The 12499-nt window shown below is 73.4% G+C and carries 9 protein-coding genes and 2 pseudogenes; 7 read left to right on the top strand and 4 right to left on the bottom strand.

The annotated features are described in order from the left end of the window. Positions 1-106: 106 nt before the first annotated feature. A complete protein-coding gene (locus BKD26_RS06865; RefSeq protein ID WP_084896852.1) occupies positions 107-937 on the top strand; it encodes an alpha/beta fold hydrolase in 831 nt (276 codons plus the stop codon). Positions 938-973: 36 nt separating this feature from the next. On the opposite strand, the pseudogene BKD26_RS06870 reads toward BKD26_RS06865, so the two are convergent. Next, positions 974-1810: pseudogene (locus BKD26_RS06870) on the bottom strand (DMT family transporter); the annotation flags it as partial. Between the two features lie 83 nt (positions 1811-1893). On the opposite strand from BKD26_RS06870, the gene BKD26_RS06875 reads away from it, so the two are divergent. The 3 genes from BKD26_RS06875 to BKD26_RS06885 all read left to right on the top strand — a co-directional run bounded on the left by BKD26_RS06875 (position 1894) and on the right by BKD26_RS06885 (position 6472). Continuing rightward, entirely contained in the window at positions 1894-3315 is a 1422-nt protein-coding gene (locus tag BKD26_RS06875) for a PLP-dependent aminotransferase family protein (protein ID WP_084896854.1), read from the top strand. Between the two features lie 115 nt (positions 3316-3430). After that, complete coding sequence (locus BKD26_RS06880; protein WP_084896856.1) at positions 3431-4990, top strand: alkaline phosphatase D family protein; 1560 nt, start codon at positions 3431-3433, stop codon at positions 4988-4990. A 111-nt stretch (positions 4991-5101) separates the two neighbouring features. Next, the gene (locus BKD26_RS06885) at positions 5102-6472 is read left to right on the top strand and encodes a GNAT family N-acetyltransferase (protein WP_084896858.1); all 1371 of its coding nucleotides are present in this window, start codon (positions 5102-5104) and stop codon (positions 6470-6472) included. Here BKD26_RS06885 and BKD26_RS06890 read toward each other — a convergent pair. After that, positions 6405-7631 carry a PLP-dependent transferase gene (locus BKD26_RS06890; protein WP_084896860.1) on the bottom strand — a complete coding sequence of 409 codons (1227 nt, stop codon included), beginning with the start codon at positions 7629-7631 and terminating at the stop codon, positions 6405-6407. The two genes, BKD26_RS06885 and BKD26_RS06890, sit on opposite strands and share 68 nt — an antisense overlap. Positions 7632-7690: 59 nt before the next feature. Between BKD26_RS06890 and BKD26_RS06895 the strand changes: the two genes are divergently transcribed. Both BKD26_RS06895 and BKD26_RS06900 read left to right on the top strand, forming a co-directional pair. Then, on the top strand, positions 7691-8197 hold the full coding sequence (locus tag BKD26_RS06895) for an Lrp/AsnC family transcriptional regulator (protein WP_084896862.1): 507 nt from the start codon (positions 7691-7693) through the stop codon (positions 8195-8197). 38 nt (positions 8198-8235) lie between these two features. Further along, positions 8236-9927, top strand: coding sequence for a DUF885 domain-containing protein (locus BKD26_RS06900; RefSeq protein WP_084896864.1), 1692 nt, complete (start codon positions 8236-8238; stop codon positions 9925-9927). Between the two features lie 81 nt (positions 9928-10008). Here the strand turns inward: BKD26_RS06900 and BKD26_RS06905 are convergent, their stop codons facing one another. After that, complete coding sequence (locus BKD26_RS06905; protein WP_084896866.1) at positions 10009-10506, bottom strand: rhodanese-like domain-containing protein; 498 nt, start codon at positions 10504-10506, stop codon at positions 10009-10011. Between the two features lie 95 nt (positions 10507-10601). On the opposite strand from BKD26_RS06905, the gene BKD26_RS06910 reads away from it, so the two are divergent. Continuing rightward, entirely contained in the window at positions 10602-11048 is a 447-nt protein-coding gene (locus BKD26_RS06910; protein WP_073755619.1) for an Lrp/AsnC family transcriptional regulator, read from the top strand. On the opposite strand, the pseudogene BKD26_RS06915 reads toward BKD26_RS06910, so the two are convergent. Continuing rightward, positions 11038-12306, bottom strand: a pseudogene (locus BKD26_RS06915) (SbcC/MukB-like Walker B domain-containing protein); the annotation flags it as partial. The gene BKD26_RS06910 and the pseudogene BKD26_RS06915 sit on opposite strands and share 11 nt — an antisense overlap. Positions 12307-12499: the final 193 nt, after the last annotated feature.

A 12499-nucleotide genomic window follows, 5' to 3' on the forward strand; every position in this document is an offset into this window, starting at 1 on the left:
ATCGGATGGGATGCGGCCCGGCCCCTTGAACTCCGATCTACCGAACGGTAATTGTTGCTGACAAGGCGTCTAAGACATGGACAGGGCAAGGACAGGGAGCAGCAGCATGGCCGCACAGGTGTCGTTCCCGGTCGAATCCGCGCGCGGGTCCGGCACGGTGTCGGTGGAGTACGAGCGGATGGGTGACGGGGAGCCGCTGCTGCTGCTCCACGGCATAGGGCACCACTGGCAGGCCTGGCAGCCGGTGCTGGAGATCCTGGCCGCCGAGCGCGATGTCATCGCCGTCGACCTGCCGGGCTTCGGCCGCTCCCCCGCCCTGCCCGACGGCTTCGCGTACGACCTGTCCACGGTCGTGCCGGTGCTGGGCGCGCTGTGCGAGGCCCTGGACATCGACCGGCCGCATGTGGCGGGCAACTCGCTGGGCGGGCTGCTGGCCCTGGAACTGGGCCGCAAGAAGCTCGTCCGGTCGGTGACGGCGCTCTCACCCGCCGGTTTCTGGACGGAGAGCGAGCGCCGGTACGCCTTCGGGACGCTGCTCGCCATGCGTCAGGGCGCCGAGTCCATGCCGCTGCCGATGATCGAGTGGCTGTCCCGGTCGCCCGCCGGACGGGCCGCGCTGACCAGCACCATCTACGCGCGGCCGGGGCGGCGTTCACCGGAGGCGGTGGTCGCCGAGACGCTCGCGCTGCGCGACGCCACCGGTTTCCGCCACACGCTGGCCGCCGGGCGCGCGGTCCTGTTCACGCACGACGTCCCCGGCCTGCCCGTCACCGTCGCGTGGGGCACCCGCGACCGGCTCCTGCTGCGCCGTCAGGGCGTCCGCGCCAAGCGGGCCGTCCCCGCGGCCCGGCTGGTGCGCCTGCCCGGTTGCGGCCACGTGCCGATGAACGACGACCCCGCCCTGGTCGCGCGCGTGCTCCTGGACGGGAGCCGCTGACCGGCGCCCCAGGACACCCGAGCCCAGCGCGACACCCGCGCCCACCAGCGCGCTGCCGACGCCCTGGGCGAGACCGTAGGAACCGGTGGCGACGAGCGGCGCGGTCATCGCCGCGGACACCGGGATGAGCCCGGAGAACAGGGTGGCGCGCTCGGCCCCGATCCGCTGGACGCCCATGTACCAGCAGACGAACCCGACGACCGTGACCACGGCGGCCTGCCACAGCAAGGCCACCGCCTCCTGCCCGGTCGGTACGCGCAGCATCTCCGTGCCGTCCATCAGCAACCCCGCGAGGGCCGATTCGAGCGCGGCGACGCCGCACACGGTGGCCGACAGCAGCTTCGGCCCGAGCGGCTTGAGTACGGGCACCGCCAGGACCGCGAAACCGACCTCCCCCACCAGGGCCCCCACCGACCAGGCGATCCCCGCCAGGTCGGTACGCCCCCATCCCTGCACGGTGAACGCCCCGGCCGCGACGAGCAGCGCCCCGTAGAGCACCGGCCGCGTGGGCCGGCGGCCGTCCAGCACCGGGACGAGCACGGTGACGACCACGGGCGCGCAGCCGACGAAGACGCCCGGGACGGCGGGCTCCGCGGTACGTTCGGCGGCCAGCACCGCCAGGTTGAACCCGACCATCCCCACCGCCGCGAGCACCGCGACCCGCACCCACTGGCGCGCCGTGAGCCTTCGCACAGCAGCGGCTCCGCCCCGCCCCACCAGGGGCAGCAGCAACATGAAGGCGAGGCCGTAACGCAGCGCCTGCCCGCCCGCGTACGGATAGTCGCCGAGGACGCTGTTGGCGGTGAAGGAGGCGCCGACGAGGACGCAGGCGAAGGCCGCGAGCAACGCGCCCCGCGTTCGATTCGCGTTCATGGCGTCGACGCTAGGCGGGGCGGCGGTCCGGTTGGAGGGCCACTTTCCTTCCGCCTTGGAGGACCACTTGTAAGGTTCGGGCCATGACGCATCAAGGGGGCGGGGGCTGCTGGGAGTTGCTGCTCCCTGCGGTCGCCGCGCCGCCCCGGCGACGCGGCCGGATGCTCCAGTCGGCGCTGCGCGAGGCGGTCAGGTCGGGGCGGCTCGCGGCCGGGACACGGCTGCCGTCCAGCCGGGAGCTGGCGGCCGATCTGGGCGTCTCCCGGGGGCTGGTGACGGAGGCGTACGAGCAGCTGACGGCCGAGGGGTACCTGCGCAGCGGCCGGGGCGCGGGCACCTGGGTGGGCGACGCGGTGCGTCAGGCGGCGCCCACGGCGCGGGACCTCGCGCCGGGCACGGCGGGCGCCTGTGTGGACTTCCGCCCCGGCACGCCGGACCTGTCGCTGTTCCCCCGTACGGCCTGGGCGGCCGCCCACAAGGCCGTCCTGTCCCGGCTGCCGCACCGGGCGCTGGGCTATCCCGACCCGCGCGGGCTGCCGGAGTTGCGCACCGCCCTCGCCGCGCTGCTGGCCCGGCGGCGCGGGGTGGTGGCCGACCCCGAGCGGCTGGTCGTCTGCTCGGGAGTGGCGCAGGCGCTGACTCTCCTCGGTTTCGTCCTCGGGGCCCGCGGTCTGCGCGCCCTGGGCGTCGAGGATCCGAGCAGTCCCGAGCCCACGGCCCTCTTCGCGTCGGCGGGGCTGCGGACCGTGCCGCTACCGCTCGACACGGAAGGCCTCGCACCCGGCCCGCTCGCCGCGTCCGGACTCCGGGCGGTGGTCACCACACCCGCCCACCAGTTCCCGTCCGGGATCGCCTACTCCGCACGGCGCCGAGCCGAACTCCTCGACTGGGCCCGTACGGTGGACGGCTACCTCATCGAGGACGACTACGACGGCGACTTCCGCTACGACCGCGCCCCCGTGGGCGCCCTCCAGGGCCTGGACCCGGAGCGCGTCGTATACACCGGCTCCGTCAGCAAGTCCCTCGCGCCCGGGCTCCGTCTCGGCTGGATGCTCGTACCGGAATCCCTGGCCCACGAGGTCGTCGAACGCAAGCGCACCATGGACCTGGGCAACCCGTCGCTCGACCAGGCCGTCCTCGCCCACTTCGTCACGAACGGCGGCTACGACCGCCAGTTGCGCCGCTGCCGGCGCGCCTACCGGGAGCGTCGGGACGCGCTCGTCACCGCCCTGGAGGAGCGCTTCCCCGGTACGGAGGTCAGCGGCATCGCGGCCGGGCTCCACGTCATCGCGCGCGTGCCGGGGCGTTACGGGACGGAGGCGGCCTTCCTGGAGCGGGCGGGCGCCGCCGGGGTGGCGCTGCGGCCGCTCACCGGCTACGGAACGGTGACGGCCACGGGTCCGGACGACGGGGACGTACGGCTGGTCCTGGGGTACGCCCATCTGACGCCGGGGGACATCGCACTGGGGGTGCGGCTGATGGCGGGCGTCCAGGAGGGCGCCTAGGAGGGGCGTTCAAAGGGGGCGCCTGGAGGCGGTTTGTTCACGCGGGGTTCGCGTGCGCGCCGCCGCCGGGCGTTAGGCATGGCTCCCGTACCGTCCCTCCGCGAAAGGCGTACCGATGGCGTCGCACCGTCCGAACCCGTACCCCGCCCGCCGTACCGTCCTGCGCGGGTCGCTGGCCGCGTCGGCGGCACTGTCGCTGGGCGCCGCCGCGCCCGCACTCGCCCGGTCCGGGCGGCCGCGCGCCGCGTGGGGCGTGCAGACCGGGGACGTCACGGCGTCGTCCGGTCTGGTGTGGGTACGGTCGGACCGGGCGGCCCGGATGGTCGTGGAGACCTCGGCCACCGAATCGTTCCGGCACGTCCGCCGCCACCCCGGCCCGCTGCTCGGCCCCGACACCGACTTCACCGGCACCACCGCCCTGCGCGGCCTGCCTCCGGGCGAGCAGATCCACTACCGGGTCACGCTCCTGGACCCGGACGACCCCCGGCGCGCCGGCGAGCCGGTCCTCGGCACCTTCCGCACCGCTCCCGCGCGGCGCCGGGACGGGGTGCGCTTCCTGTGGTCGGGCGACATCGCCGGGCAGGGCTGGGGCATCAACCCGGACATCGGCGGGTTCTACGCGTACGAGGACATGCGGCGCCTGGACCCGGACTTCTTCCTGTGCAGCGGCGACACCGTCTACGCCGATGGCCCGCTGCAGGCCCGGGTGACGCTTCCGGACGGGCGGGTGTGGCGCAACGTCATGACGGAGGAGAAGGCGAAGGTCGCCGAGACGCTCGACGAGTACCGCGGCGTCTTCCGCTACAACCTGCTGGACCCGGGCGTCCGCGCGTTCAACGCGCAGGTCCCCTCCATCGTGCAGTGGGACGACCACGAGGTGCGCAACAACTGGTATCCGGGCCAGCTCCTGGACGACCCGCGCTACACCGAGAAGGACGTCGACGTCCTGGCCGACCGCTCGCTGCGGGCGTTCGGCGAGTACTTCCCCGTATCGACGCTCCACAGCGGCCGGATGCACCGGGTGGTGCGGTACGGGCCGCTGCTGGACGTGTTCGTCCTCGACATGCGGACGTACCGCAACGCCAACTCGCCGGGCCGTCAGACGGACGACACCACCGGCATCCTGGGCGCCGAGCAACTGGCCTGGCTGAAGCGGGAGCTGAGCCGTTCCCGCGCCGTGTGGAAGGTGCTCGCCGCCGACATGCCGCTCGGCCTGGTCGTCCCGGACGGCGCCACGAACATCGAGGCGGTCGCGCAGGGCGACCCGGGTGCCCCCCTGGGCCGTGAGCTCCAGATCGCCGAACTGCTCCGGTTCATCAAGCACCGGCGGATCACCGGCACCGTATGGCTCACGGCGGACGTCCACTACACGTCCGCCCAGCACTACGCGCCCGAGCGGGCGGCGTTCAGGGACTTCGCGCCGTTCTGGGAGTTCGTCTCCGGCCCCCTCGCCGCGGGAGGGTTCCCGGCGAACGCGCTGGACGGTACGTTCGGCCCGGAGCGGGTGTTCGTCCGGGCGCCGGAGCGCGCGAACGTCTCGCCGATGGAGTCGCCGCAGTACTTCGGCGAGGTGGACATCGACGGCGACAGCGGCGAGATGACCGTACGGCTGCGGGCGACCGGCGGGACGACGCTCTTCACGAAGACGCTCCAGCCGGGCCGGGTCGGACAGTGAACCTCTGACCCCAAACTATTGAAAACCGGACTTATGCGTCCAGACGCATACTTAACCCGTCAGTCACAAAGCGTTCGTGATCACGCAACACCACTGGGTCACAGTGATGCCATGACTGATGTGACTTCTGCGAAGAGCCCCCGCCGCCACCACCACTGGCGGCGGGACCTCGTCGAACTGGCCGCCCTGTTCACCGCCGTCGCCGTCGCGGACGCGGTCGCGAACACCATCGTGCACGGCCCGGACGGCCCGTACCTCCTGGCCGTGTCGGCGGTGGCCCTGATCGCCACGGCGGCGTTCCACACCTGGTGGGCACGCCGCCACAGCCATGCCCCGCCGGCCACATCCGACCCCCATACCGGGGGCGGCCCGGAGAAGGGCGAGACAGTGCTGTGGCGCATGCGGACCACCGTGCGCGACGAACCCGGCAGCCTCGCCGCGCTGTGCACGGCGCTCGCGCACCTGCACGTCGACATCCTGACCCTGCAGACGCATCCGCTGGCCGACGGCACGGTCGACGAGTTCCTGCTGCGGGCGCCCGCCTCCCTCCAGGCGGCGACCCTGACCCGGGAGGTCACCGCTGCGGGCGGCACCGGCACCTGGACCGAGCGCGCCGACGCGCACGACCTGGTGGACACCCCGACGCGGATGCTGGGCCTGGCCACCCGTACCGCTCTCGACGCCGCCGAACTACCGCTCGCGCTGCGCCAGTTGCTCGGCCGGTGCACCATCCATTCGCTGCCGGCCGTCTCGCCGACCGGCCGCCCCACCGGCGCGACGGCACCGGTCGAGGGCGTCCTGGAGGACGGGGAGACCGTGATGCGGCTGCGCGACCCGAACGGCGGCGCCATCACCATCGAGCGGCCGTACCTGCCGTTCACGCCCACCGAGTTCGCCCGCGCCCGTGCCCTGGTGGAGCTGGACGCCCGCCTCGGGCCTCGCATCCCGCGCAGCCAGGACGTGCTGACGCTCCCGGAGGGCAACGAGATCACGGTCCGCCGCGCCGACCAGGGCGACCTGGACGCCGCCCGGGCCATGCACGAGCGCTGCTCCGACCGCACCCTCAGCCTGCGCTACCACGGCCCGGTCGGCGACGCGGGCCGCTACCTGAACCACCTCCTGAGCCCCCGGTTCGGCCGGACGCTCGCCGTCGAGACGGCGTCCGGCCGGCTCGTCGCCCTCGGCCACCTGCTGTGGGACGGCGACGAGACCGAGGTGGCCCTGATCGTCGAGGACGACTGGCAGCGCCGCGGCATCGGCTCGGAGCTGCTGAACCGACTGGTGGGGCTGGCGCTCGAGGCGGGCTGCGAGAGCGTGTACGCCGTGACGCAGTCGTCCAACACGGGCATGGTCGCGGCGATGCGCGGGCTGAACCTGCCGCTCGACTACCAGATCGAGGAGGGCACCCTGGTGATCACCGCACGGCTGAACGGGATTCCCGTACCGCGCCCTCAGCGGCAGACCGGCCGGGCCGAGCGCTGAGCGCCTCCGTCAGGTCCCGCCACAGGTCCTCGACGTCCTCCAGGCCGACCGACATGCGCAGCAGCCGGTCGCTGACGCCCGCCGAGCGCCGGTCGCCCTCGTCCACGATGCGGTGGCTGATGGAGGCCGGGTGCTGGATCAGGGTGTCGACGCTGCCGAGGCTGACCGCCGGCGTGATCAGCCGTACCCCGGCGATCACGTCGTGCGGGTCTCCGTACACCTCGAAGGAGACCATGGCGCCGCCGATCTCCGGGTAGTGCACCCGCGCGATCCGGGGATCGGCCGCAAGCCTGCGCGCCAGCTCGGCGGCGGAGGCGGACGCGGCCCGCATCCGTACCGGCAGGGTGGACAGCCCGCGCAGCAGCAGGTAGCTCGCCAGCGGGTGCAGGACGCCACCGGTGGCGAACCGCACCTGGCGCAGCTTCCCGGCGAACTCCTCGTCGCACGCCACCACGCCCGCCAGCACGTCCCCGTGCCCGCCCAGGTACTTGGTGGCACTGTGCAGGACGATCCGCGCCCCGTGCTCGACGGGACGCTGGAGTACGGGGGTGGCGAAGGTGGAGTCGACGAGGAGCGGCACCGAGCCGCAGGCGTGGGCCACGGCCCGGATGTCGACCTCGGCGAGGGTCGGGTTCGCGGGGGTCTCGACCATCACCAGGCCGGTGTCGGGGCGGATGGCGTCGGCGATGCCCGCCACATCGGTCCAGGTCACCTGCGTACCGAGGAGCCCGGCGGTGAGGAGGTGGTCGCTGCACCCGTACAGCGGCCGGACCGCGACCACGTGGCGGAGGCCCATGCTCGCGCGGACGAGGAGGACGGCGGTCAGGGCGGCCATGCCGCTGGCGAACGCGACGGCGCTCTCGGTGCCCTCCAGCCGGGCGAGCGCGGTCTCGAAGCGGGCGGTGGTGGGGTTGTCGAGCCTGGCGTAGACGGGCGGGCCCTCCGGCCGGGCGCCGGTGGTGGCGAAGGCGTCGATCCGCTCGGCCTCGGCTCTCGCGTCGTGCGACGGGTACGTGGTGGAGAGATCCAGCGGCACGGCATGCAGACCCAGGGCGGCGAGATCGTCGCGCCCGGCGTGCACGGCTTCGGTGGCCAGCGCCCTCGGGGTGGCCGGGGCGAAGGAGGCGTCGTGAGAGGCGTCGTAAGACAGGGCATCCATGGAGGCACTGTGAACAGGTACCGGGAGGTAGCCGAAAATCGCCGTGTTACGTTCGATGAATGACCGATTCTGTCGTCCTGGACACGGTCGATCTGCACATACTTCGCCTTTTGCAGAACGACGCCCGGACCACCTACCGCGAGCTCGCCGCCGAGGTCGGGGTCGCCCCCTCCACCTGCCTGGACCGGGTGGCACGGCTGCGCCGCACGGGCATCATCCTGGGCAACCGGCTGCGACTCGATCCGGCCAAAATCGGCCGGGGCCTGGAGGCGCTGCTCCTGGTCCAGGTGCGCCCGCACCGCCGGGAGCTGATCGGCCCGTTCGTCGACCGGATCCGGGCCCTGCCGGAGTCGCGGGCCCTGTTCCATCTGACCGGTCCTGATGACTATCTGGTGCATGTGGCGGTGTCGGACCCCGCCGACCTGCAGCGACTCGTCCTGGACGAGTTCACCTCGCAGCGGGAGGTGGCTCGCGTGGAGACCCGGCTGATCTTCCAGCAGTGGGAGTGCGGGCCGCTGCTGCCGCCCGGCGCGCCCGCTCATTTGTCAGCCGACCGGGACGGATGAGGATGACGACGAGGCCCGTGGCATACCAGGATGGCCTCATGCCAGAGACCTCCAGCAGCGCGCTCCCCCGCATGGTCGCCGACGCCTATGTCGACGCGCTCATCGAACTCGACCCGATCACCGGTACCTACCTGGGTGTCCAGAAGAGCGCCGGACTCCTTCCGGACTTCTCGCCCGCCGGTCAGGAAGAGATCGCCGCACTGGCCCGTGAAACGCTCACCCGGCTCGACGAGGCCGAGCGCCTGTCCGGTGCCCGCAGCGACGCCGAGCGCCGCTGCGGACGGCTCCTGCGGGAGCGCCTCACGGCCGAACTGGCCGTGCACGAGGCCGGCGAGGGGCTGTGCACGGTCAGCAACATGCGCTCCCCGGCGCACAGCGTACGCATCGTCTTCACCGTGATGCCCACCGAGACCGGCGACGACTGGGCGGCGGTCGCCGAGCGGCTGCGGGCGGTACCGGCCGCGCTGGCCGGCTACCGCGAGTCGCTCGAACTGGGCCTGGAGCATGGCCTGTTGGGTGGCCCTCGGGCGACGGCCACGTTCATCGAGCAGCTCACCGAGTGGACGGGCAACGACGGGGCGGGACGCGGCTGGTTCGAGGAGTTCGTGGCGCCCGCCCCGGCCGGGCTGCGCCCGGAGCTGGACGCGGCGGCGGGCGGTGCCACCCGGGCGCTGGCCGCCCTGCGGGACTGGATGCGCGAGGTGTACGCCCCGGCCGTGAAGGGTGCGCCCGACACGGTGGGCCGCGAGCGGTACGCGCGCTGGTCGCGCTACTTCAACGGCAGCGACTGCGACCTGGACGAGGCGTACGCGTACGGCTGGGGCGAATACCACCGGCTGCTCGCCGAGATGAAGGCCGAGGCGGAGAAGATCCTGCCGGGCGCCGGGCCGTGGGAGGCGCTCGCCCACCTCGACGAGCACGGCACCCATATCGAGGGCGTGGAGGAGGTACGGGTCTGGCTCCAGGCCCTGATGGACGAGGCGATCGAGGCGCTGGACGGTACGCACTTCGAACTCGCCGAGCGGGTACGGAAGGTGGAGTCGCGGATCGCCCCGCCGGGCGGGGCCGCCGCCCCGTACTACACCGGCCCGTCCGAGGACTTCTCGCGCCCGGGCCGCACCTGGCTGCCGGTCGACGGCGAGACGCGGTTCCCCGTCTACGACCTGGTGTCGACGTGGTACCACGAGGGCGTGCCCGGCCATCACCTCCAGCTCGCGCAATGGGCGCACGTCGCCGACCGGTTGTCCCGCTACCAGGCGACGATCGGCCTGGTGAGCGCCAACGCGGAGGGCTGGGCGCTGTACGCGGAACGGCTCATGGACGAGCTGGGGTTCCTGCCCGACCCGGAGCGGCGCCTTGGCTACCTGGACTGCCAGATGATGCGGGCCTGCCGGGTGATCGTGGACATCGGCATGCACCTCGGGCTCCGCATCCCGGCGGACTCGCCGTTCCGGCCGGGCGAGCGGTGGACGCCGGAGCTGGCGCAGGAGTTCTTCCAGATGCACACCAGCCGCCCGCCGGCGTTCGTCGAGAGCGAGCTGACCCGCTACCTGTCGATGCCGGGGCAGGCCATCGGCTACAAACTGGGCGAGCGTGCCTGGCTGCTGGGCCGCGAGAAGGCCCGCCAGGCGCACGGCGCCGCGTTCGACGCCAAGAAGTGGCACATGGCCGCGCTGTCCCAGGGCCCGCTGGGCCTGGACGACCTGGTGGAGGAACTGGCCCGGCTGTGACGGCGACGGGGGCCGCCCGCGGCCCCGGTGACGGTGCCGGGCCGGGCCGCGTCCGGCCCGGGCGGCGCGCGGCAGGGGTGGTCAGCAGCCGCAGTCGTCCGCGTCGATCGGGGCCGTCAGCGGGTCGGCGTCGCGCTTGCGGACGCCCTCCCACGTCTCGTACGCGAAGCCCTCACGCGCCCAGTACTCGAAGCCGCCGAGCATCTCCTTGACCTGATAGCCGAGTTGGGCGAGGGCGAGGGCGGCGCGCGTGGCGCCGTTGCAGCCCGGGCCCCAGCAGTACGTGACGACCGGCACCGCCTTGTCCAGCAGCTGCTCCGCCTGCTCGGGGATGAGCGCCGTCGGCAGGTGGACCGCGCCCGGGATGTGGCCCTGGTCCCAGGACTCCGTCGACCGCGAGTCGAGGACGACGAACCCCGGGTCACCGCCGGCGGCGAGCGCGGAGGCGACGTCGGAGACGTCCGCGTGGAAGGCGAGGCTCGCCGAGAAGTACACGGAGGCCGCGGCCGGCGAGGCCGGGGGGACGCGCAGAACGGCGTTGGCGGCGGCAGGGGCGCTGGTGATCGACGTCGTCGTCATGGCCAAAAATCTACGGGTCGTTGATCATCTCAGTGAAGTGACGATCCCCGGTGGTTGTCTTGTTCGGCCGGGGATTCCCCTGCTATTCCTCGTCCATGACCGGATATTCACCGGACGCCACCGACTGGCGCATCCTCGCGGCCCTCCAGGACCAGGGCCGGGCCACCTTCGCCGAACTGGCCCGTACCGTCTCCATGTCCGCGAGTGCCGTCACCGAGCGGGTCCGCAGGCTGGAGGAGGCCGGGGTGATCGCCGGCTACACGGCGGTCGTCGACCAGGAACGGCTCGGGCTTCCGATCCTCGCCTTCGTACGGCTGCGCTATCCGAACGGTAACTACAAGCCGTTCCACGACATGCTGGACACCACTCCGGAGATCCTGGAGGCGCACCATGTGACGGGCGACGACTGCTTCGTACTGAAGGTCGCCGCCCGTTCGATGGGACACCTGGAGGAGATCTCCGGGAAGGTCGCCGTGCTGGGCGCGGTGACGACGAGCGTCGTCTACTCGTCGCCGCTGCCGCGCCGCGCGATCAGCCGCTGAGCCCTCCCCCGGCGCGCAGCTTCACGGCCGAACCGCCGCGTTCCTTGACGACCTCCAGCTGGGTGGGGACACGGCGGCGCAGGTCGGCGACGTGGCTGACGATGCCGACGCTGCGGTCCCGTTCACGGAGGGAGTCCAGGACGTCCAGCACCTCGTCGAGGGTCTGGTCGTCGAGGCTGCCGAAGCCCTCGTCGATGAAGAGGGTGTCGAGCCGTACGCCGCCGGCCTCGTCGGTGACGACGTCGGCGAGGCCCAGCGCCAGCGCCAGCGACGCGAAGAACGTCTCCCCGCCGGACAGCGTGGCCGTGTCGCGCTCGCTGCCCGTCCAGGCGTCGACGACGTGCAGGCCGAGGCCCGCCCGTTTCGCGCCGGCGCGGGCGTCGGAGTGGACAAGGATGTAGCGCCCGGACGACATGCGCTGGAGGCGGGCGGTGGCGGCGGCCGCGACCTGTTCGAGCCGGGCCGCGAGGACGTAGGACTCCAGCCGCATCTTGCGCTCGTTCTCGGCGGACGTGCCGGCGGTCAGCCCGGCCAGCCGGGCCACCCGGTCGTACTCGTCGCGCAGCGGCCCCAGGCGCCGCACCTCGCTGGCCACCTGCCGGGACAGCCGGTCCAGTTCGGCGCACCGCTCGCGGTGTGCGGCAAGGGCGGAGTCCGCGTCGCGGGCGGCGCGGTCGGCGGCCGCGTGGGCGGCCTCGGCACCGTACGGGTCGGCGGGCCGCCGCTCTGCCGCGGCCCGCGTCTCCGGCTCGGCGAGCCGGTCGGCGACGGCCGCGGCCTCGGCCTGCCAGGCGTCCAGCCGCCGCTGCAGGTCGCGCTGCGTCACGTCGTCGAGCAGCGCGGCGGCCGCGGCGGCAGGCGTGTCGAACCCGGCCCGGAACGCGGCGTCGGCGAGCCGGTCGTCGGCCTCCTTGAGGCGCCGGGCGGTGTCCTCGACGGTACGTACGGCGTCGGCGGCCTCGGCGAGGCGGGCGATCCGGTGCTCCAGGAACGCGGCGTGCTCGGCCACGGCGCCGCCCGGCACGCGGGCGAGCTCCGCGTCGACGGCCGTCTGCTCCCGGTCGAGCGCCTCCCGCTGCGACGTCCGCGCGGCGGCACGGCGCTCGACCTGCTGCCGCACCTCCACGCGCCGCTGGTACTCCTGCTCGGCCTGCTGAAGCGCCTCCCGCGCCGCGTGCATCCCCGCGGCCACCGCTCGGGCCTCGTCGTACTCGCGCTCCAACCACGCGACCTCGTCGGCGAGTTCCTCGACGGTCGGCTGCTCTCCCCTCACGCCACGGTGGGTCACCCCGTCCCGCCCGGGGGCATCGCCCCCGAGCGCCCCGCCGCCGCGCTGCGGGGCGGCGGGGCCGGCGGTGGCTTCCACGCGGGCGCGTCCGAGGGCGTCGGCACCGGCCTCGGCCGTCACACCGTCGCCGCCGGGGACCCCGTCGCGGCCCGGGGCGTGACCC

It is taken from the genome of Streptomyces sp. CB03238, from assembly GCF_002099185.1.
Classification (GTDB): domain Bacteria; phylum Actinomycetota; class Actinomycetes; order Streptomycetales; family Streptomycetaceae; genus Streptomyces.

What these genes read in the sequence shown, in the direction of transcription:
- BKD26_RS06865 (WP_084896852.1), top strand. Translation starts at nt 107, where the DNA reads ATGGCCGCACAGGTGTCGTTCCCGGTCGAATCCGCGCGCGGGTCCGGC.
- BKD26_RS06875 (WP_084896854.1), top strand. Translation starts at nt 1,894, where the DNA reads ATGACGCATCAAGGGGGCGGGGGCTGCTGGGAGTTGCTGCTCCCTGCG.
- BKD26_RS06880 (WP_084896856.1), top strand. Translation starts at nt 3,431, where the DNA reads ATGGCGTCGCACCGTCCGAACCCGTACCCCGCCCGCCGTACCGTCCTG.
- BKD26_RS06885 (WP_084896858.1), top strand. Translation starts at nt 5,102, where the DNA reads ATGACTGATGTGACTTCTGCGAAGAGCCCCCGCCGCCACCACCACTGG.
- BKD26_RS06890 (WP_084896860.1), bottom strand. Translation starts at nt 7,631, where the DNA reads ATGGATGCCCTGTCTTACGACGCCTCTCACGACGCCTCCTTCGCCCCG.
- BKD26_RS06895 (WP_084896862.1), top strand. Translation starts at nt 7,691, where the DNA reads ATGACCGATTCTGTCGTCCTGGACACGGTCGATCTGCACATACTTCGC.
- BKD26_RS06900 (WP_084896864.1), top strand. Translation starts at nt 8,236, where the DNA reads ATGCCAGAGACCTCCAGCAGCGCGCTCCCCCGCATGGTCGCCGACGCC.
- BKD26_RS06905 (WP_084896866.1), bottom strand. Translation starts at nt 10,506, where the DNA reads ATGACGACGACGTCGATCACCAGCGCCCCTGCCGCCGCCAACGCCGTT.
- BKD26_RS06910 (WP_073755619.1), top strand. Translation starts at nt 10,602, where the DNA reads ATGACCGGATATTCACCGGACGCCACCGACTGGCGCATCCTCGCGGCC.